This is a genomic window from Bradyrhizobium sp. SZCCHNRI3052 (genome assembly GCF_032484895.1).
Lineage (GTDB): Bacteria > Pseudomonadota > Alphaproteobacteria > Rhizobiales > Xanthobacteraceae > Bradyrhizobium.
In genome coordinates, this window is record NZ_JAUETW010000023.1 from 13,741 (window position 1) to 34,080 (window position 20,340).

21 protein-coding genes and 1 tRNA gene are annotated in these 20,340 nt (G+C 65.2%); 9 read left to right on the forward strand and 13 right to left on the reverse strand.

All coding sequences use genetic code 11. The features are described from left to right. Positions 1-130: 130 nt before the first annotated feature. Complete coding sequence (locus QW887_RS34380) at positions 131-502, reverse strand: c-type cytochrome (protein WP_316196156.1); 372 nt, start codon at positions 500-502, stop codon at positions 131-133. A gap of 214 nt (positions 503-716) precedes the next feature. Between QW887_RS34380 and QW887_RS34385 the strand changes: the two genes are divergently transcribed. Continuing rightward, complete coding sequence (locus QW887_RS34385) at positions 717-1,889, forward strand: FIST N-terminal domain-containing protein (RefSeq protein ID WP_315717729.1); 1,173 nt, start codon at positions 717-719, stop codon at positions 1,887-1,889. Further along, positions 1,886-3,238, forward strand: a complete 1,353-nt coding sequence (locus QW887_RS34390) for a hybrid sensor histidine kinase/response regulator (protein ID WP_315717728.1) — start codon at positions 1,886-1,888, stop codon at positions 3,236-3,238. The genes QW887_RS34385 and QW887_RS34390 overlap by 4 nt, the downstream gene beginning before the upstream one ends. Here the strand turns inward: QW887_RS34390 and QW887_RS34395 are convergent. From QW887_RS34395 to QW887_RS34420, 6 genes are all read right to left on the reverse strand, one after another. Next, entirely contained in the window at positions 3,192-3,926 is a 735-nt protein-coding gene (locus tag QW887_RS34395) for a response regulator transcription factor (protein ID WP_316165069.1), read from the reverse strand. The genes QW887_RS34390 and QW887_RS34395 overlap by 47 nt on opposite strands. Before the next feature lie 207 nt (positions 3,927-4,133). Beyond that, positions 4,134-4,823: a response regulator transcription factor gene (locus QW887_RS34400; RefSeq protein WP_316196159.1), complete on the reverse strand. Its 690-nt coding sequence runs from the start codon at positions 4,821-4,823 to the stop codon at positions 4,134-4,136. 69 nt (positions 4,824-4,892) lie between these two features. After that, a complete protein-coding gene (locus QW887_RS34405; RefSeq protein WP_315827881.1) occupies positions 4,893-6,104 on the reverse strand; it encodes a c-type cytochrome in 1,212 nt (403 codons plus the stop codon). 142 nt (positions 6,105-6,246) lie between these two features. Next, on the reverse strand, positions 6,247-7,938 hold the full coding sequence (locus tag QW887_RS34410; protein ID WP_410052237.1) for a PQQ-dependent methanol/ethanol family dehydrogenase: 1,692 nt from the start codon (positions 7,936-7,938) through the stop codon (positions 6,247-6,249). Positions 7,939-8,407: 469 nt separating this feature from the next. Continuing rightward, entirely contained in the window at positions 8,408-9,112 is a 705-nt protein-coding gene (locus QW887_RS34415) for a Crp/Fnr family transcriptional regulator (RefSeq protein ID WP_315717723.1), read from the reverse strand. A 171-nt stretch (positions 9,113-9,283) separates the two neighbouring features. Beyond that, positions 9,284-9,580 carry a putative quinol monooxygenase gene (locus QW887_RS34420; protein WP_315717722.1) on the reverse strand — a complete coding sequence of 99 codons (297 nt, stop codon included), beginning with the start codon at positions 9,578-9,580 and terminating at the stop codon, positions 9,284-9,286. Between the two features lie 352 nt (positions 9,581-9,932). On the opposite strand from QW887_RS34420, the gene QW887_RS34425 reads away from it, so the two are divergent. The 3 genes from QW887_RS34425 to QW887_RS34435 are packed head-to-tail and all read left to right on the forward strand — an operon-like array spanning position 9,933 to position 12,066. Then, positions 9,933-10,721, forward strand: coding sequence for an SDR family NAD(P)-dependent oxidoreductase (locus QW887_RS34425; protein ID WP_316196161.1), 789 nt, complete (start codon positions 9,933-9,935; stop codon positions 10,719-10,721). After that, on the forward strand, positions 10,718-11,572 hold the full coding sequence (locus tag QW887_RS34430) for an SDR family NAD(P)-dependent oxidoreductase (RefSeq protein WP_316196163.1): 855 nt from the start codon (positions 10,718-10,720) through the stop codon (positions 11,570-11,572). Before QW887_RS34425 ends, QW887_RS34430 begins: the two co-directional genes overlap by 4 nt. Beyond that, positions 11,569-12,066, forward strand: a complete 498-nt coding sequence (locus QW887_RS34435) for a nuclear transport factor 2 family protein (RefSeq protein WP_316196164.1) — start codon at positions 11,569-11,571, stop codon at positions 12,064-12,066. Before QW887_RS34430 ends, QW887_RS34435 begins: the two co-directional genes overlap by 4 nt. Positions 12,067-12,929: 863 nt before the next feature. Here QW887_RS34435 and QW887_RS34440 read toward each other — a convergent pair. Continuing rightward, positions 12,930-13,014, reverse strand: a tRNA-Leu gene (locus QW887_RS34440). Positions 13,015-13,149: 135 nt separating this feature from the next. Continuing rightward, positions 13,150-13,398 (reverse strand): FliM/FliN family flagellar motor switch protein, encoded by a 249-nt coding sequence (locus tag QW887_RS34445; RefSeq protein WP_315717718.1) that lies wholly within the window; start codon positions 13,396-13,398, stop codon positions 13,150-13,152. 65 nt (positions 13,399-13,463) lie between these two features. Here QW887_RS34445 and lipB point away from each other — a divergent pair, with 65 nt between their 5' ends. Continuing rightward, complete coding sequence (gene lipB, locus QW887_RS34450; RefSeq protein WP_315754767.1) at positions 13,464-14,186, forward strand: lipoyl(octanoyl) transferase LipB; 723 nt, start codon at positions 13,464-13,466, stop codon at positions 14,184-14,186. A 2-nt stretch (positions 14,187-14,188) separates the two neighbouring features. Here the strand turns inward: lipB and QW887_RS34455 are convergent, their stop codons facing one another. Further along, the gene (locus QW887_RS34455) at positions 14,189-14,614 is read right to left on the reverse strand and encodes a 4-oxalocrotonate tautomerase family protein (protein WP_316196166.1); all 426 of its coding nucleotides are present in this window, start codon (positions 14,612-14,614) and stop codon (positions 14,189-14,191) included. Positions 14,615-14,722: 108 nt separating this feature from the next. Between QW887_RS34455 and QW887_RS34460 the strand changes: the two genes are divergently transcribed. Both QW887_RS34460 and QW887_RS34465 read left to right on the forward strand, forming a co-directional pair. Beyond that, positions 14,723-15,580, forward strand: coding sequence for a LysR family transcriptional regulator (locus tag QW887_RS34460; RefSeq protein WP_316196168.1), 858 nt, complete (start codon positions 14,723-14,725; stop codon positions 15,578-15,580). 59 nt (positions 15,581-15,639) lie between these two features. Then, the gene (locus QW887_RS34465) at positions 15,640-16,686 is read left to right on the forward strand and encodes an AraC family transcriptional regulator (protein ID WP_316165061.1); all 1,047 of its coding nucleotides are present in this window, start codon (positions 15,640-15,642) and stop codon (positions 16,684-16,686) included. Positions 16,687-16,702: 16 nt separating this feature from the next. On the opposite strand, the gene QW887_RS34470 is transcribed toward QW887_RS34465, so the two are convergent. The 3 genes from QW887_RS34470 to QW887_RS34480 are packed head-to-tail and all read right to left on the reverse strand — an operon-like array spanning position 16,703 to position 19,372. Next, on the reverse strand, positions 16,703-18,139 hold the full coding sequence (locus tag QW887_RS34470; RefSeq protein ID WP_316175950.1) for a TIGR01777 family oxidoreductase: 1,437 nt from the start codon (positions 18,137-18,139) through the stop codon (positions 16,703-16,705). Continuing rightward, positions 18,136-18,795, reverse strand: coding sequence for a DUF4166 domain-containing protein (locus QW887_RS34475; protein ID WP_315827875.1), 660 nt, complete (start codon positions 18,793-18,795; stop codon positions 18,136-18,138). The genes QW887_RS34470 and QW887_RS34475 overlap by 4 nt, the downstream gene beginning before the upstream one ends. 16 nt (positions 18,796-18,811) lie before the next feature. Continuing rightward, a complete protein-coding gene (locus tag QW887_RS34480) occupies positions 18,812-19,372 on the reverse strand; it encodes a GbsR/MarR family transcriptional regulator (RefSeq protein ID WP_316175951.1) in 561 nt (186 codons plus the stop codon). A gap of 148 nt (positions 19,373-19,520) precedes the next feature. Between QW887_RS34480 and QW887_RS34485 the strand changes: the two genes are divergently transcribed. Next, complete coding sequence (locus QW887_RS34485) at positions 19,521-20,330, forward strand: class I SAM-dependent methyltransferase (protein ID WP_315717710.1); 810 nt, start codon at positions 19,521-19,523, stop codon at positions 20,328-20,330. Positions 20,331-20,340: the final 10 nt, after the last annotated feature.

Genomic DNA, 20,340 nt, shown 5'->3' on the forward strand with positions numbered 1-20,340 from the left:
ACACCCAACCCGCTCATAGCGATGATGCCCTGGGCCAGCGCGCAAACGATGCCAGTCGTAATCGGTGAGCGGCTCTTTTCCAACAGCGCGGCCTGCAGCGTCGGCAAAATCGCCAGCTTCCCCGGCTACGCTATTTCAGAGTCGACAGATAGGCGACGACGTCGGCCCGCTCCTTCGCGTCCGCCAATCCTTTGAAATACATCTTGACGCCGTGAACGTCCCCGCGAGGATCGGCGATATAGGCATCCAGTGCCGTCGCGGTCCAAGGCGCATTGTTCTTTTTCATGCTCTCCGAATAGGCGTAGTCCGGCACAGCCGCTGGCTGCCGTCCAACGATGTTCCAGAGGCTCGGGCCGACCTTGTTGACGCCGATCTCGGCAGAGTGGCAGTTCTGGCAGATGCGCTGGAAGATGCTTTTCCCGGCGGCCGGATTTCCGTCGAGCGCGCGGGCGCTCGGTGCCAGGCTGGCGAGAACGGCGACAAGAGCGATGCGGCGGAGCATGCGAAATCTTTCCCTTTTCGATCCGGAGCGGGCGCGGGCCAGCCCCCCGGGCCAGGCGCGGTGAGCAGATCCGCGCGGATGATCGGACGACAGCCCGGCCCAAGTCCTTGTCCTGGATCAAGCCGCGCGGTTGCCGTTGCTGCTCAATTGGCTTAATCTTCTAAAAAAACGAACGATCGCCAACAAACCAAAGTGTCGTTCTGGGAGGTGCCCGATGGGAGACGCCGATCCTCGGCCCCCGCGTCCGTCTGGCGTGACTGCTGCAAAGTCCAAGGCTGCGACGGAGGCCGCTGCGGCGGCCGACATCTGCGGCCAGTTGCCGGCCGAGGGGTTGGCGATGGTGCTGATCTTCCTGTCGCCCCACTACGATCCAAACGAGTTCATGGTGGAGGTGACGACCCGTCTTGCGGACGTCCCCGTATACGGCTGTACGACGGCCGGAGAGCTGTCGCCCGATGGCTGGGACGACAACAGCGTCGTCGCTCTCGGATTTGCCGCCGAGGATTTCACGGTATTCGCACAGCCCATCTTCGGGTTGTCGGGCTTTCGCGTCGATGAAGGACGTCGCCTCGGCAACCAGATGAGGCAGGACCTCTCGCGGCACGGTGGTCGCGACGACGACGGCGTATTCGGGCTCGTCCTGATCGACGGCATGTGCCAGCGCGAAGAGGCGATCATGTCGGCGATCTACGCCTCGCTCGACAATATTCCCCTGGTTGGCGGGTCGGCCGGCGACGGTCTGCGGTTCGAGCGCACCTGGGTCTTTCACGACGGCAAGGCCCACACGGACATGGCCGTGCTGATCCTGATCAGGACGTCATTGCCGTTCCGGCTGTTCAAATGCGACAATTTCGAGCCGACCTCGACCAAGATGGTGGTGACGGAGGCCGATCTCGAGCAGCGTATCGTCAAGCAGCTCAATGCCGAGCCGGCGGCGGAGGAATATTGTCGCGCGATCGGAATAGCCGATTCCGAGCTCGACCCGTTCCTGTTTGCGGCCCATCCGGTCCTGGTGCGCGTGGGAGGCTCCTATTTCGCGCGCTCGATTCAGCGCGTCAGCCCTGACGGCTCGCTCCGGTTCTTCTGCGCGATCGACGAAGGAATGGTGCTGACGGCGGCGAGGTCACGCAACTCCGTGGCGGCCGCCCGCGAGATGCTGGCCGAGGTCCGCGACGAGATCGGCGAGGTCTCGATCTTCATCGGTTTCGAGTGCATCCTCAGGCGTCTTGACGCAGAGCAGCATCAGTTTGCGCGGGAAATGTCCGATCTCTATCGCGACAACCGGATCGTCGGATTCCATACCTATGGCGAGCAGTACGGTTCAATGCACGTCAATCAGACGCTGACCGGGGTCGCGATCGGCAAACGTGGAGCGGCGCAGCCATGACCGCCGCGGGGTCTCCGGAAGACCTGCAGCGCGAGGCGGCCAAGCTCAGGAAGATCAACGCCGCGCTGATGTCCCGGGTCGAACGCTCGATGGACCAGCAGTTCAATGCGTTCTCGCTGTTCGAAACGGCGATCGCGCTCGATCAGCAGGTGCGCGAGCGGACGCGCCAGCTGCGTGATGCGCTGCGTTCGATCGAAACCGCCAACAAGGACCTCTTTCGGGCCAAGCAGCAGGCTGAAGCGGCCAGCTCCCTGAAATCCTCGGTTCTCATCTCCGTTACGCATGATCTGCTTCAGCCGCTCAACGCCGCGCGGCTCACGCTCTCGACCTTGGCGGACGAAGTCTCGTCCGATCGCGGAACGGCCATGGTCGGCCAGGTCGACCATTCGCTGGCCATGCTCGAGGATCTGCTGCGGTCCCTGCTGGAGATTGCCAAGCTCGATGCCGGAGCCCTGCGCCCCGATGTCAGGCCCGTTCTGCTCTCGACCCTGTTCGAGCCGCTCGAACGCGAATTCGCCCCGATCGCTGCCAAACGCGGGTTGTCCCTGCGCATTTGTCCGTGCTCGATCGCCGTGGTCTCGGATGCCATGATGTTGCGGCGCATCTTGCAGAACCTCCTCGCCAACTCTCTGCGCTACACGCGGCGAGGCGGCGTCGTCATGGGATGCCGGCCGGGGCCGGGAGCAGGCCGGGTTCGCATCGAGGTCCACGACACCGGCCCGGGCATTCCCAAACCGCAACAAGAAGCGATCTTTCTCGAATTCCAGCGCGGTCAGCCGAGCGCCGAGGATCAAGCCGGCTTCGGGCTGGGCCTGTCGATCGTCCGTCGCTTCGCCAAGGCATTGGACCATGAGGTCGGGCTGGCTTCGCGGGTTGGACATGGGTCCACATTCAAGCTCGAGCTCGACCGCGCCGACCCGGCAGCCGTACTGCCGGATCCGCATCCTGCGGATCACGTCGACCACGACTATGGCGGGCTCGAAGGCGCTAAGATCCTGCTGATCGAAAACGACCTGGCCACCGCCGAGGCCATGGTCAGTCTGTTGGAAAAATGGGGCTGCGACGTCGTGGCGACGGCGTCGCTGAATGACGCTTTGCAGCGTTTGAGTGCGCTCGGGGCGGTCCCCGAGACGATCATCGCGGATCTCCACCTGGATGGCGACGAGAGCGGTCTTGCCGCCATCCGGGACATCAGGCAATTCCTCGGCCGAGATGTTGCGGCCATGATCGTGACCGCCGACTATTCCGAAGACGCAGCCAGGGAAGCAAGCCAATACGGGCTCGAGATCTTGACCAAGCCGGTCAGGCCTGCGGAGCTTCGCGCGCTGTTGTCGTTCTTGCTGTCATGAGCGCCTCAGCGCCGTTTGCCCGAGCCGGCGTGCGCGGCTCGCCGATGAGGTTCACGAAGTCGATCTTTTCCATCTCGATGATGGCCTTGGTCCTGCTCATGACGCGAAGCTTTCGTAGGATCTCCGAGACGTGGACCTTCACCGTCGTCTCGCAGATCCCGAGCTCATAGGCGATCTGCTTGTTCTGCAATCCGCGGCGGATCAGGTCGAGCACGCGCAGTTGCTGCGGCGTCAGCTCGTGAAGACGCTTCAGGAGGTCCTGAGCAGGAAGTCGGCCACGGCGCGCGCTGGCGCAGAGGGAGCCGCCTTCAACATGGACCTCGCCCCGCAGCACGGCCTTGATCGCGTCGGCAAGTTGCTGCTTCGAAGTCGATTTCGAGATGTAGCCGGAGACACCCAGCGCGAGAACATGGGCGACGAGGTCCGGGTCCCGATGCGCGGAAACCACCAGGATCGGTGTGCGCGGCGCGGTCTTGCGGATGCGGATGACGCCGGAGAGTCCGGTCGTTCCGGGTGTCGAGAGGTCGAGCAGGATCAGGTCGAATCTCGGCGGAGATGAAAGAAGCCCGACGGCCATGTCGACGGACGTCGCCTCGCGCATCTCGGCATCAGCCAGAGCGGCGCGGATCGCGCTCTCCAGCGCCTCCCGAAACAGCGGATGGTCCTCGACGATGAGCAATCGAGCCACGTGCCTGCCTCCCCCGGCCGGATCGAAGATCCGGATCATTCAGTGTCGCGGATCCGACATTCAACCAGCGTGCGGGCTGCGTCTTCGAAGGACCGTCAGAACCGGAGCATCAGCGATACCGCGTTGGTTGGCATCAATCAACGACCAAGACGCCATCGACGTCGCCACGCCTGCGGTGGCCGTGGAGTCGTGCGGCGCAACAATTCGCTACGGGTGCTTTCGACTCGAAGCGGTGCGCGATCCCTGCCGGTCGGCCGGCACGTTCAGCGCGATCTTGCCGATCTCGATGACGGCCTTGTTGCGGCTGAACAGACGGAGTTTTCTCAGGATCTCGGTGATGTGCGCCTTGACGGTCGACTCCGCAAGCTGAAGCTCGCCGGCGATTTCCCGGTTCTGATAGCCACGCCTGATCAGGTCGAGGACGCGAAGCTGTTGTGGCGTCAGCTCCTCGAGACGCGCCTGCAGCGCGCGAGATGACCCCTTCCCGTGGCGCTCGACGACGGGCACGAAGTCTTTCGGGACCGAGATCGAGCCGCTGAGCACGCGCTCGATCGCCGACGTCAGCTCACGCTTCGAGGTCGACTTCGGCAGATAGCCGGCCGCGCCGAGCGAAAGCGCCTCGCGCACGACGTTCTGGTCCTCTTCACTCGAGACGATCGCGACCGGAAGCCGCGGATACGCGGCGCGAAGCCGCTGGAATCCCGAGAAGCCCATGGCATCGGGCAGCGTCAGGTCGAGCAGCGCCAGGTCGATGTCGGGTTTCATTGCGAGGGTGGTGAGCGCATCGGCAATCGACAGCGCCTCGAAGATCTCGGCGTCGGGATGCGCCAGACGCACCGCATTGCCGAGAGCTTCGCGAAACAGCGGATGATCGTCGATGATCAGAAAGCGCGTCATGTCCGACCTTCACTCGCCGCCAGCACGTGCCGGGTGATCCGGCAGATCGTGTCGGCCGGTGTCCCTCCTTCAATTTGCCGTTTCTGACGACTGCACGGTCAGCAGGAACGTATAGATGCTCTCGAACTGGTCGTCGGTAAAGACCTCCTTCCAGGCGGGCATGCCCTTGGAGGGACGGCCTTCATGCACGGTGGTCCAAAATTTGTCGCGCATGTCCTCGCCGTAACGGGTCCGCAGCCGTCGCAGGTCGATGCGCCGTTCCGCCTGCACGGCGTCTGGTCCGTGACAATGCGCGCAGGTGCCGTTGAAGATCTCTTTGCCCAGCGTCACCGCCTCGGTCTTCGACTCGCTCGCAGTCGAGTCCGAAACCCTCATCACGGCGGCCTCGGCGACCGGCTGGCGGAGAAGCTGAGCAGGGTCAGTCGCCGACGCCAGCCTGATCGGGCGCGGCACGGCGCCGAGCCTGATCGACGGCTCGCTCGGCAGCCCGTATTTGGCCGCCAGCTCGGCGATCCGCGGTGCGAGCTGCGGCAGCGCGGCGTCGATCTGATCGCGCAATTGCGTGGAGCTCTTGGCAAGGCCGATCGCGGCATCCCAGGACAGACCGTCGCCCTCGACCGGCTGGATCCGGAAACTGCTCTGGTAGATCGTCTTGTTCAGCCAGCCTGCAACCGGCCCCCAGACGAAGGCGATGTCGGCCTTGCCGTGGGCCAGCGCCGCCAAGCCTTCGTCCGGCGTCAGCACCGTCACCTTCTCGATGTCGTCGCGCTGGGCCAGCAGATTTTGCGGCGTGGTCTGGTATTGGACCGCGACCCGCTTGCCTCGGAGGTCGTCGATGCCATGGACGACCAACGTTCCGCGGCTGACGAGCGCGTAGGTCTCGGTCGCGATCTTCTTCGAGAAGATCACTGCCGGTCCCATGAAGTCCGCTGACAGCGGCAGACCGATCATCGCGTCGCACTGCTTGCCCAGCAGCGTCACGCGCACGGTTCGCTTGCCGAAATAGGATTTGTACCAATCATACGTCACGGGGCGGCCGAGCTCACGCGACAGCTCCTGGCCGACCTCGAGATAGAATCCCGGCTGCGTTGGATTGTCGCTCGAAAACGGAAGATTGGTCGGATCCGCACAAAGCCGCAGCGGCTCCGCCTCGTTGGCCAGGCCCGCCGCCGACGCGGCCAGCACGGTGGAGGCCACCAAGGCGACGAGAGCCGTCGCGCTTGCTGCCAGTTCGGCGGCGGCCCGCCAATTCGAGCCAGTCTGACGGCGATTCAGGCGCATCCTCGATCCCTCGGGTCTTGTTCATCTGTTTGTACGGCTCGGTCTCGCGGCCGGGCCGTCTTCGTCCGCTTGATGCGGATTGGCTGAACGCTGCGCGTGTCCCCGCGGCCGGGGCCACGCGCAGCCGTCGCGAGCGTTGCGGCTATTGGACCGCGAACACGAACAGAGCGCCGCCTTCGGGAGCAGCGTTCGTCATCTTCTTGCCGATCTCGCCCAGGAACGCGGGGATCGAGGCGGTGCGGCCGACGACGACGGCGACGTATTGCTTGCCGTCGACCGAATAGGTCACCGGACCGGCGCCGATGCCGGAGCCGAGATTCTTCTTCCACAGGATCTTGCCGGTCTTGGCGTCGATGGCGCGGAAGTCGCCGTGAAGATTGCCGGAGAACACCAAGCCGCCGGCGGTGCTCAGCGTGCCGCCGTTGAACGGAAGGTCTTCCTGGATCGACCAGACCTTCTTGTTGTTCACGGGATCCCAGGCGATGAGTTCACCGAGGAACCCGCCGGGGCCTTCCTTGGTCGGGAATTCCGCACCGAGATAGAACACGCCGCGCTTGTACGAGACGTCGCTGACCGACCAGTCCATGCAGACATTGTTCGCCGGGATGTAGACCAGGCCGGTGTCCGGATTGTACGACATCGGCTGCCAGTTCTTGCCGCCGATCAGGTTCGGGCAGACGTCCTTGACGGGATGTCCGGGGCCCGGCCGTTTGTCCGGATCCTCGACCGCGCGCAACGTCGAGGTGTCCCATTTCTGCGCCCAGTTGGCGAAGACGTATTTCTCGGCCGAGATCACCTTGCCGGTCTCGCGGTTGGCCACGAAGAAGAAGCCATTGCGATCGGCCTTCATCAGCGTCGGGACAGCCGCACCGCCAACCTTGAGATCGGCGAGAATAGCCTCGTTGACGCCGTCATAGTCCCAGGCATCGGCAGGCGTGGTCTGGATGTGCCACTTGATCTTGCCGGTGTTCGGATCGAGCGCCAGCGTGGATGCCGTATACAGATTGGTCAGCTTGCCGAAATCGCCATTGCCGGTCGAGCGCACGGCGGTGTTCCAGGGACCTGGATTGCTGGTGCCCCAATAGACCGTGTCGCTCTTCGGATCGTAGGAGCCGACCAGCCAGGCCGCGCCGCCACCATGCAGGCCGGTGTCACCCTTCCAGGTCTCGCTGCCGGGCTCGCCGGGCGCAGGCACCGTGTAGGTCTGCCAGACCATCTTGCCGGAGTTGATGTCGTAGGCCTGCAGCGAGCCGCGCACGCCGTACTCGCCGCCGCCGAAGCCGGTGATGACCTTGTCGCGCACGACCAGCGGCGGCGAGGTGATCACCGAGCCCTGCTTGTAGTCCACCACCTTGGACGTCCACAGCTCCTTGCCGGTGGCGGCATCGAGCGCGGTCAGCTTGCCGTCGAGCCGGCCGACGAACAGCTTGCCGTCGGCATAGGAGATGCCGCGGCTGTTCACGTCGCAGCAGGCATATTGCAGCGTATCGTCCGGAATGTCCGGCTCATAGGTCCATTTGCGCGCGCCGGTCGCGGCATCCAGCGCATAGACGTATTTCGGCCCCCACGACGTCGAGACGTAGAGCGTGTTGCCGATCACGATCGGCGAGGCCTCGTTCGAGCGTAGCGAGGCCAGCGAGAACGAATAGACCAGCGACAGCTTGCTGGCGTTCTCGGTGTTGATCTCCTTGAGCGGGCTGAACCGGGTGTTGCCGTAGTCATGCCCGGTCATCGCCCAGGCGCCGGGCTCCCTGGCGGCCTTCAGCGCCGAGTCGTTGGCGCGGACGCCCAGCGTGCCGGCGACAAGGAAGGCAACCGTCGAGATGCCAGCCAAGAATCTCCTGCTCGTGAAGTTCATCAGTTCCCTCCGCTTATGTCTTTGTTGTGGTCGTATGGCGCGTGCGCCAGCCCCAAGATGAGCAGTCGCGCTGCAAGCAACGGGGCGATTACAGCATCAGCTCCGCCCGGCTCTCATAGGCGGAAGGTAGTAGGCGCAGGGGATCGGGGTTGAACGCCGATTACCGCGCCTTTTCAGCGACTTACCTGAATTCCGTGACCTGCGGGCCGAAGGATCGTTGTCGCCATGATGAACGAGGCGCGCGTCTACTGTGCGGTCTCGTGGCAGCCCGGCGTCCTCGCGATCGCCACACCGAGGGAAGCCCTCGCTCTCGAGATGACGCCTTGAACAACCCGGACCGAACGGCGGCATCTTTTAGTTCAGACGCGCCGCCCGCTGGAATACGCAGGGCTCGGCGCCAGACAGGGAAACCCGAGCGCAAAGCTCGCTTTTGGCCTGGTGATGCCTAGCTCTCCGCGGGGTCGCTCGAACTGAGACGTTCGATCGCCTCCAGGTCGTGAATCGTGACCGACGCGTACTTTGCCGTCGCAATTCCATCCTGCTCGAGACTCTTGAGCAGTCGATTGATCGTCTGCCGGCCGACCCCGATCATCACCGCGAGGTCCTCCTGCGACAATCGCAAATCGATGATCATCCCCTTCTCGGTCTGACGCCCGTGACTCTCTGCGAGCCTCTGCAATTCCTGCGCAAGCCGGTGAAGTGGACGCCGATTGCGCAGAATGATCAGGTTCTGCATCGAGACGCGCAGATGATCGCAGACCATTCGGACGAACGCAGAATAATACTCATTGCTCTCGCTGATGAGCGCCTCGAACCGCTCCTGGCTCACGTGAAACAGCACCGCCCTGCCAACGGCGAACGCATCGTAGCCATAGGGGCGCCCGTCGAGGGCCGAGGTGACGCCGATCCAAGATCCAGGCGAAGAGATCAGCAGGAAGGAGGGATTGCCGGACAGCGAAAAGCTGGTCAGTCGCACCTGCCCCGACACCAGGGCAATCAATCCGTCCCGGGAGTCGCTCGCGGAATAGATCAGGGAGTTGTCCACGTTTCGGATGCGACCCAGACGAAGAATGCTGTCCGCCAATGACGAAGGAAGGCCGGCAAACCACTTGTTCCTGCGCAGAACAGCCTTGAGCACCGCTTTGTTCATTCGTCGCCACACATGAAGACGGGCTTTGTCGCTGTCGCGACATCTGTGATCCCATATCAGTCTAGCGGAGATCAATCGAGGTGGTCGGGTTCGCTGCGGTGCAGGCCCCCCCCAGCGCGAGTCGCCGGGTGGGGTAAAATGATGCGCGTCAGACCTGTGGGCCGGCTGGCGCTAGAACGATTTTTCCTCGGCCTCATAGATGGTCATGACTGGCGGTCTCGCGCACAGCTTGGCGACCTCCTGCACGAACGCCCGTGACTCGGGTCGGGCGAAATGCGCCTTGAGCGCGACGGCGTCACGCCAGCGCTCGAAGAAGCGCAGACGGAGGGAGTTTTCGCAATCAACCTGCACGGTGTGCTCCACGCAGCCGTCTTCCGCACGCGAACGATGCACATGCGCCAGGCAGATCTTCATCAGACGATCAAAGCTTTCGCCAAGCCCATCCACAGATCCCACAACGATGATCATCGGCTCTCATCCTCTCACTTTGTCTTCTTCAGCAGGCGCCGGATGGCTGTCCTCGGCGAATGGCATGAGCGGGATCGTCCGGACGTCGAGACCTCGACGCCTGGGATGGACACCACAACATTCGTTGCCTCGGTTGTCATGGACCGCCCGTCCCCCTCGAAATTGTTGATGTTCTTGCGCGCGGCGACCTGCGTCCCGGCCCCCTCGCCGGCTCAAAGCTAGGGTGATTTTGTGCATCGATTGTCGCGATTGCGACAGTCTCGGCCATGATCTGCGCTTGTCTCTTGGCGGCGTCACGACGCGGCTCGGCCGGAGGCGCAACGGGCGGCCATGTCGAAACGAGGAGCCCCTCATGTCGCTGACGGCCGAACGCCTCTTCGCAGTCAACGGCCTCGTCACCATTGTGACCGGGGCCGCGAGCGGACTTGGCCTGGCCATTTCCCGGACCATGGCGGCCAACGGCGCCGATTTGATCCTAGTTGACAGGAACGAGAAGGAACTGAGGCGGATCGGCGAGGAGATCATCCCGGGGGCAGAGATCGCGACGGTCGATGTCGCAGATCCAGACGCCATCCGGCGGACGGTCGATGACATCGTCACGCGCAAGGGCCGGCTCGACGTGATGTTCGCGAACGCCGGAATCAGCGGGGGAGCGGGAATTCGATTGCCGCAGGGCCACATCGAGAACGTCGATTTCGCTGCATGGAGCGAGGTTCTCGCCATCAACCAGACCGGTGCATTCGCGACCATCCAGGCTGCGGCGCGACACATGAAGGTGCAGCGCAGCGGCCGGATCGTAGTCACGGCATCGGTCGGAGGATTGCGAGGCTCGGCAGCGACCGCCTATGCGTATGCGGCCGCCAAGGCCGCGGTCGTGAACCTGGTCAGGCAAGCCGCGCTCGAGCTCGCCGCATTCGACGTCAAGGTCAATGCCATTGCGCCCGGCTTCTTCCGGACAGGGCTCGGCGGTGGCCGCCTGCTGGACGAGGCCGCGACAGCGCCGCTCCAGGCCATGGTGCCGATGAACCGGCTGGGGATGCCCGACGAGATTGCCGGCGTCAGCCTGCTGCTGGCATCGCCGGCCGCGAGCTATATCACCGGATCGGTGTTCACCGTGGACGGCGGAATCAGCGCGGCATGAAGCAGCTCGGGGGCAAGGTCGCGGTGATCACGGGAGCTGCGAGCGGCATCGGCCGCGAGCTGGCTGCGGCCTGCGCCGCGCAAGGAATGAAGCTCGTTGTCGCCGACGTCGATCGCGACGGACTATCAGCCACGAAAGACCTGATGCCGAGCGGGATCGCCGTGCGCACCGCACAGTGCGACGTGTCCAGCGTCGAGGCGGTTCAGCGCCTCGCCGACCTTGCATTTGAGGAGTTCGGCAACGTTCACCTGCTCTTCAACAACGCCGGTGTCGCGGCGCTTGGCCCGCTCTGGTCCGCAACTCCCGAGGACTGGAAATGGGTGCTCGGAGTCAACCTCCTGGGCGTCGCCAACGGCATTCGCAGCTTCGTGCCGCGCATGATGGCTGCAGGCGACGAGGGTCACATCGTCAACACGGCGTCAGCCGCGGGGTTGACCGCCGTTGCGGGCTCCGGCGTCTACTGCGCCAGCAAGCACGCGGTCGTCGCCTTGTCCGAGTGCCTCTTGAAGGACCTTCAGCTCGCCGGCTCTCCTCTCAAGGTCAACGTGCTGTGCCCCTCGCTCGTCAAGACTGCCATCGCCGACTCAGGCCGACATCGCCCCATACATCTGGCTTCAACAAACCACGACACTGCAGCGTATGATCTGCGCGTCAGAGCGGGAATGGCGGCATCCGAGGTCAGCGCCGCCGATGTGGCCCGGATGACGATCCAGGCCATCCACGACGACGAATTCTACGTCCTTCCGCATCCAGCGGTACGGCTCCGCGTCGAGGAGCGGCTCCGCACCATCATCGGTGATCACCAGCACCTCCAGCCAGACGGCCTCCCTGCCGAGACGGATGAACCATGAGCAACTCAGACGACAACGTCGATCTCAGAGCCAGGATCGAGGCGCTCGAGAAGCGCCTCGCCGAACATGACGATCGCGAGGCGATCCGGACACTGCGCTGCACGTACCACGAATACGTCAACCAGGAGCGCGTCGCCGATCTGGCCGATCTTTTCGCGGAGAACGCCACGGTGTCCTATGGCGGACGGCCACCGGTCACCGGCCGCGAGGCGATCCGCGACTTCTTCCTCAATTTCCCGATCAAATGGGCGCGCCAGTTCATCCACGCGCACGTCGTCGAAATCGATGGCGACCGCGGCAGAGGCTACAGCCATCTCGACGGCCGTCCCGTTCTCAACGGCAAGAGCCTCATGGTCGGCGGCCGGTTCGATGATGAATATGTCAGAGAAAGCGGCCGTTGGCTGTTCTCGAAAGTCGTACTGACGACCTGGTACATGGTCCCGGTCGAGCCCGGCTGGGAAGCTGCGGCCGCAATCAAGCCGGCCCAGTCGTGAGCTGCACGAACTCAGGCTTGCTGATTTGACGGCCGAACTCCATAAGACGTGATAGCGGCACGCCCCCGCTCATCTGGCGATCATGGTTGAGCGATGACGCCACGCAGGCGCCGCTGGGTGGGCAAAGGCGCGCCAACAGCGATGGCGTCATGCACGATCTCTCACGGGCTGTGCCCACCGCCCCCACTGGCGCCAATGGTGGGCACGCGTCGCCTTCGGCGTCGCTTTGCCGTCCCATGGCAGCGTCACGTGCGGCGGAGTCGGGGTGCACGGCGCGACGGACTCCGTCAGCGTCATCAAGCTGATTTGGCCCGCCCAGACCTTCTGAAGAAAATAATCTTGTTGCTATTTTTCCGAATACGTGTTTGTGTATCGCCATCCTGGACCCGCCGAGAGGGGCGCTTCGCGATCGTCACGAGACGTGGGGTCTGGGGATGCGGTGGCCGCAGGCGTGCTGCAGCGGGCTCACGGGCTCGCCGACGAACGGCAGGTTTGCGGACGTGAAGACGCGTGGTCCTGGCGCCCCGATGCTGGCGCCAAGTCGTCGGGCGATGATCCCGAGGGCGACGGTGGCTAAAGAGCCGGACACCGGGGAGATCGCGACATAAGCGTGAAAGCCATCGCGCGGGGAATGCCGGGATGTCTCGGCTGAACCTGTGGTTCCTGCCGCCTGCATTTTTTTCGCAGGCGGGCCATGGGTGCGGCCAGCGCCCGGCATTCCCCGCGCCCTCTCATTCTCGAGGGCGGAACGACCGGCACAACTCGGACGCCATCGCGCCGCGGGATCGCAGCCCATCGCCCGAACGAAAGGCGCGAGGCCGGAACAAACCGCAAACAGATTTGAAGTTTTGGGGAGAGAGGGATGGTGCGCTCGGAGGGACTCGAACCCCCACGGTGTTACCCACTGCCACCTCAAGGCAGCGCGTCTACCAATTCCGCCACGAGCGCGAAGAAGAAGCCGGAGCCAGAGGAAGGGCGGCACCGGATCAGTGGCGCCCGTGTATCAAATCGATGTCGGGGGGACAAGGCCCGCCCTGCCCTAAAATACCGGATTGTGGACGGTTTTGGCTTGGCCGGGGCGCGCTATCGCGACGTCGGCGTCGGCGAGCGCGGCAGCATCTGCTTGACCTCGACCGCGATGCGGTTGCGGTCGACCAGCACCACCCCATTTGCGATCGGCAGATTGTTGGCGAGCACCTTGACGTCGTCGGCCTCGGTGGCGTCCAGCTCGATGATGGCGCCGCGGGACAGGCGCAGAACCTGGTGGATGGGCATGGAGCAGGTGCCGAGAACGACCATCAGGTCGACTGTCACTTTATCGAGGGTTGACACTGCAGGACCACCGAAGTCACGACTGGATTTTCGTTGCCCAGACATCACCATGTTGTGGTTAGCCAATGGTTAACAGCCGCGAAACACTCGACCTGACCACCTTTGCTGGCCCCCCCGGCAACGCCGTGGCGTGGCGCATCTCCGATTCGCTGATCGACTACGCCCAGGCCACCGAGTTCATGGAGGCGCGGGCGGCCGCGATCGCCGCTCACGAGGCTGCGGAGATGGTCTGGCTGCTCGAGCACCCGCCGGTCTACACCTCCGGTACGTCGGGCAAGGCCGAAGACCTGCGCGATCCGCGCTTTCCGCTGGTGCCGACCGGGCGCGGCGGCCAGGTCACCTATCATGGGCCCGGCCAGCGGGTGGCCTATGTCATGCTCGACCTCAAGCGGCGCCGGCCGGATGTGCGAGCCTATGTCGCGGCGCTCGAGGAGACCATCATCCGCACCCTCGATGCCTTCAACGTGCGCGGCGAGCGGCGCGAGGATCGCGTCGGCGTCTGGGTCAAACGGCCCGACAAGGGCGAGGGCCATGAGGACAAGATCGCCGCGATCGGCGTGCGGCTGAAGCGCTGGGTCACCTTTCACGGCATCGCCATCAATGTCGAGCCGGACCTGTCGCACTTTCAGGCCATCGTGCCCTGCGGCGTGACCGATCCGCGCTACGGCGTCACCAGCCTGGTCGATCTCGGCCTGCCGGTGACGCTCGCCGATGTCGACATCGCGTTCCGGCAGGCGTTCGAGAGCGTCTTCGGCGCCGTCAGCGTCGCGCAGCCGGAGACGGCATGAGCTCACGCGGCGCCCTGCTGCGGCGGCACGAGCTTCGCCGCGACATAGCGGCGCTCCTGGCTCAAGCCACCGAAGCCGTAGGCATCCGCCTTGACCTCGTCGACATGAAGGTAGGTCTCGTGATGCAGCGGGCCGATCAGCTCGGCCATGCGCGCGAACACCGCGGCCAGATAGGCGGCCTTCTCGTCCTTGGTGTTGGTGCCCTCGCTGACGTGAACGTCGATCCAGTAGCTGGCAAGCCCCTGCTCCGCCAGCGAGGCGCCGCCGGCGAACCAGTCCGCGGCATCCGCTTCCGAGACGATGACGGCGGTGACCTTGGGATCCTTGCGCAGGATCCGCGCCGTCAATTCGGTGACGGCGTCCGCGATGGCCTTTTTCAGCGACGGCGAGCGGCGCTGGCTGGCATAGACGATGTTGATCAATGGCATGGTTGGCTCCCGGTATCCAGCGCGTGACTGCGCCTCGACAGCAAAGCTAGCCGCGCGCCTGTCATTTTGGTATCTTATCGGGATGGATATCAATGATAACGATCGCATATGACAGCCACGCTCGACATCGCGACCGTCCGCGCCTTTCTGCTGGTGAGCGAGCTGCACAGCTTCACCCGGGCGGCCGAGACGCTCGGCACCACGCAGGCTGCGGTCAGCCTGAAGCTGCAGCGCCTGGAAGCGCTGCTCGGAAAGCGGCTGGTCGAGCGTTCGCCGCGCGCGGTCCGGCTCACCGCCGACGGCGCGGCCTTCGCCGAGAACGCCCGCGCGCTGGTTGCCGCACATGACATCGCGCTGACCGGCGCTCCTCGTGCCCGGCCGCTGTTGTCGCTGGGGATCAGCGATCACGTCGCCGGCCCCGAGCTGGTGCCGATGCTCGAGCAGTTGCATGCTGCCATGGCGGACCTCGTCCTGTCGGTCAGCATCGGCTTCTCGCGCGACCTGCTCGACCGCTACGATGCCGGCAAGCTCGACGCCGTGATCGTCCGCCAGGAGGCGAGCCGCCGCGGTGGCGAGGCGTTGATCACGGACGAGTTCGGCTGGTTCGCAGCTCCCAGATTTCGTCTGCCGGCGGCCGGCACGCTGCCGCTCGCCACGCTCGCGCCGCCCTGTGGCGTGCGCAGCATTGCGGTCCGCGCGCTCGAGCGCGCCCGAATCAGCTTCAGCGAGACGTTCGTCGGCGGCGGAGTGACGGCCGTTGCGGCCGCCGCGCGGGCCGGTCTTGCGATTGCGCCGCTGGCCCGCCGGATCGCGCCCAGCGGACTGATCGATGTCGGAACGGATCTCGGCCTGCCCAAGCTCGGCCGCTCCAAGGTGATGCTGCATGCGAAGGCGGGCGATGCGGCCAAGCGCGCAGCCTTGCGCACGCTGGCCGCAGCATTCCGAAGCGCCGCGATCTCGAAGTAATTGACGCCCGCGGAGCCTGATGTAGCATGGATGAATAATCGGAGTTCAGGAGCAGCGGCTTGAACCGTCTCTTGACCGCAGCTGACCTCGTCAGCGCCCCAGCAAAGCCGAGCCCGGCCTCGACCGGCGCGACCGGCCTCGAACCATTGCATCGCCACGCGCTGATCCGAACCTCGAACGCCGACGTGCTGCGCGACCTCGCGGGGCGCCGGCTCGGCGCCGAGCGCGTCGACTTCAGGAACGCCGAGCGCTTCGAGGCGATCGTCAACCTGATCGAGCTCGAGACCATCGGCCTCGCGTTCGGCACCACGACCTGCGACATGGTCTGCGACCATCGCGCCGCCGATTTCATGAGAGTGCAGATCGCCCTGAAGGGACGCGCGGTCAGTTGCACTCCCGGCGAGGCGACCGACGTCAATGAGCATCAGTTCGCAGTCGCGCCGGCCGGCGTGCCATGGCAGATGGCGTGCCAGGGTGGCCATCGACGACTGACTCTGCGGCTCGATCCGCAGGCGCTGCGACGGCGCCTGACGGCGCTGGTCGGCGTGCAGCCGCGCGCCGACTTTACGATCGACCCTGCCGTTCCGACCGCCGATCCGCAGGCCCGCAACCTGATGCGGCTGCTGGATTTCCTGACGACCCAGCTCAACGAGCAGGATGCGGCGTTCCCCGCCGCGGTCTATCGCGAGCTGGAGGATGCGGTGCATGTCGCCTTCCTCTGCGCCAGCCGTCATCGTTTCCGCGACACGCTCCTGGATCCCTCCCCGATGCCGGACTTCGGCCTGGTCAAGCGGCTCGAGGACTACATCGAGGCGAACTGGCGCGAGCCGATCACGATCGAGCACCTGGCGCGCGAAGCCGGCGTCAGCGCCCGCTCGATCTTCCGTCTGTTCGAGCGCGTGCGCGGCTATTCGCCGATGGCCTTTGCCAAATCGGTGCGCCTGCGGCGCGCCCGCGAGATGCTGCGCTCCGGCGATCCCGACATCACGGTGGCAGCGGCCGCTGCCGCCTGCAACTTTGCCAATGCCGGACACTTCGCCCGCTACTACCGCGCCACGTTCGGCGAGCTGCCATCGGCGACGATGGCACGCGCCGAGCAACCGTGACGCTTTTTTCGACCGCTCACAGGATGGCTTCGAGCGCGCTACGCAGGCTCTGATGCCGGAACACGAAGCCGCTCGACAGCGCCTTGTTCGGCACCACGCGCTGGCCGCCGAGCAAAAGCTCCTCGGCGAAGTCGCCGCCGATCCGGCGCAGCAGGCCGGCGGGGACGCGCAGCAGCGCCGGACGCCGCAGGCAGCGCGCGAGTTCGGCGGTGAAGGCGAGATTGCGCACCGGCAGCGGCGCCGTCGCATTGACCGGCCCGGTGATGGCCTCGGTCGCGATCACATGCGCGATCAGCCGAACGAGATCGTCGCGCTCGATCCAGGACATCCATTGCAGACCGGAGCCGAATGGCCCGCCGAGGCCGAATTCGAACGGCGTCAGCATCCGCGCCAGGAAGCCGCCGTCGCGGCCGACCACGAGCCCGATCCTCAGCAGTGCGACGCGGACGCCGTGCGCTTCGGCACCGCGAGCCGCTTGCTCCCAGGCGTCGCAGAGGTCATGGCTGAAGCAGGCATGCGACTTGGCGGATTCGGTCAGCGGCTGGTCCTGCCACAGGCCGTACCAGCCGATCGCCGAACCGTTGACCAAGACCTTCGGCTTACGGTCGAGCCGCGCAATCAGGGATAAGACGGCTTCCGTCGTAGCCAGCCGGGACTGCAGGATCGTCGCGCGCCTGGCCGCGGTCCACGGCGCATTGCCGATCGGTTCACCGGCAAGATTGACGATCGCGTCGATACGGGTGTCGGACGCGAGCTGATCGAGATTGGTGATCAAGGTCAGCGGCGCCGGCAACATTGCGGCCTTGGCCGGATCGCGGACCAGGGCGACGACGTGATGACCGGCCGCGGCGAGACCGGCCGTCAGCCGCGCGCCGATGAAGCCGGTCGCGCCGGTGATGAGGATGGTCTGCGCCGGCGGCAGCGCCGCGACCAGCCCGGCCGCATCCGGCTGCGACATCCGCGCAAGGCGCCGTGCCGCGGTGAAGTCGCGCAGGCCGCACAGGGCAGCGCCAACCGCGGCGGCAGCCGCAATCCAGCTCAGCAAGCCGGCAAAGGCCGGCACGATCGCCGAGGGCTGCATCGCCCAGCCGATCAGCAGCGGCACCAGCAGCATGAGGATCGCGCCGTAGTTGATGGCGAGCAGCGTGTGATTCACGCGTTCGCTCGGCGGCAGCTTGCGCGTCAGATCCTCCTCGACGAAATCGGTCAGGGTGATGCCGATCTCGGCCACGAGCACCGCGAGCACGAGGATTGCGAACAATCCATGCACCTCGCACCAGCCGATGACGGCGAACAGCAGCGCATAGAGCATATTGCGGACGCCGTGCAGCTTGAGCTCGCCCTGCTGTGACGGGCGCCAGGCCAGGCGCTCGGTGAACTCATGGTGATAGACGGTGTCGAACACGCCCATCACGATCTGAAGCGCAATCAGGGACCAGAGCAGCGGCGTCATGGTGCGGACTCCCGGAACATTGCGCTCTGGCGGATGATGCGCCCGAAGCGCGGATGGATGATCTCGAGCGAGAAGCGAAAGACGCCGCTGCCGAGATCTGAATGGGTGACGGTGAGGTCGCCGGGCGTGAGCCATGCCGGCAGCGCCCAGCGCCGGCCCGCGAAGTCGAACGTGTAGCCGGCGCTATGGAAATGAAGCGCGCCATCGGCGACGCCGACGCGCAGGCTCATGCTAAGGCCCCAGCCGAGATATTCCTCGAGCCCCGTCGGACCGGCGAAGCGCTTGGCGGAATGGATCACCTGCGGGAAGCCATGCGGGCGTCCGCAGATGCGCGTCCAGATCTGGCCGCCTCTCGCCGCGTCCTCCGTCACCGCGACGATCATCGGCACACCGATGTCTGCGTGCGTCGGCAGCGGCCCGCCGATCAGCCGCGCCAGATGCGCGAACCAGAAGCCGGCACGACTGATCTCGGCCTGATCGACCTCGCCGACATAGACGACGGTCGCGCCGTCGGCGAGTTTCTTGGAGAAGCGGCGCCAGATCGACACCGGCAGCCGCCCCCAATCCTCGGCGGACAACAGCGCACGAAACCTGTGATCGTCATGAAGCCGGGCGTTGGAGGGCGTTGAAAGTCCGAGATGTCCCATGGTCACCATGACGCCCTCCGCTCATCTACGACCTTGATCTTCCCGACGGCAGCAGATTTGCGATCTTCTCGCCGAGCTTGATCAGCGCGACGAGACGCGGCCGCGGCACCTTCAGCATCTGCACGTACCAGCGGTCGACCAGCTCGGTGAACGCCAGCATGTCTTTCAGCCGCCTGGCTGCGACCGTGCTGATCGCGAGATCGCCGGTCGCTTCCGCGACGCAGGCGCGCAGCGCAGCGATCGCGGGATCGATCTCGCGCTCCTTGCGGCCGGCCGCGATCCGCTGTGCGACCTCCCAGATGTCGGTCTCGGCCTCGAAATGATCGCGGCGGTCGCCGAGGATCGGCACGCGCCGGATCAAGCCCCAGGCGAGCAGCTCCTTCAGCGAGTTCGAGACATTGGAGCGGGCCATGCCGAGCGTGTCGGCGATGTCCTCCGCCGTCATCGGCTTCTCGGCGAGGTACAGCAGCCCGTGGATCTGGCTCACCGAGCGGTTCACGCCCCACCGGTCGCCCATGTCGCCCCAGTTGAGGATGAAACGCTCGACGGCGGGCGGAAGTTTTCGATGACCTGTAATTTCTGTCATGACAGAAATATCTGACGTACGAGGATGAATGTCAAGAGACCCGCTCTTGAACCGGGCTGGGGGCTGGCCCGACGGATGTTACGGCGCCCATTTTGCGCCTGCCGACCGCCCGGTTCCCCGCCTGCCCCCTCTGCAACAGGAGCAAGCCATGACGGCATCCGACAAGGCGTTCACTGGATCGATCCCACAGATCTACGATCAACTGATGGTCCCCTTGATCTTCGTGCCCTATGCGCTGGACCTCGCGCGGCGCATCGCGGCGTACCTGCCGCGCGACGTGCTGGAGACGGCGGCGGGCACCGGCGTGGTTACGCGGGCCCTGCATGCTCAACTGCCGCCGGAGGTCCGGATCACCGCCACCGACCTCAACGAGCCGATGCTCGCGCAGGCGAAGACCCATCTCGCCGCTGCGGACCGCATCGCATTTCATCAAGCCGATGCGCTGGCCCTGCCCTTTGCCGACGCGAGCTTCGATGCCGTCGCATGTCAGTTCGGCGCGATGTTCTTCCCCGATCGCGTCAAGGGCTATGCGGAGGCCCGCCGCGTGCTCAGGCCCGGCGGACGTTTCGTCTTCAACGTCTGGGACCGGATCGAGGAGAATGAAATCCCTCACGTCGTTCACGAGACGTTGCAGCAGGTCTTCCCCGAAAGCCCGCCGCAGTTCTTCACCCGGACTCCGCACGGCTATTTCGATGCCGGGCGGATCGAGGCCGATCTGACCGCAGCGGGCTTCACCGACATCGCGATCGAGACGGTGACGCATCGCAGCCGCGCGGCGTCGCCTCAGGACCCGGCCACGGCATTTTGCCAGGGCACACCGATGCGCGGCGAGATCGAAGCACGCGGCACGCCCGGCCTCGCCGCCGTGACGCAGGCGACCGCGGACGCGCTGGCGCGCCGGTTCGGCAACGGACCGATCGAGGGCCGCATCCAGGCGCTGGTGATCTCGGCGGGGTGAGCGGCGGGCT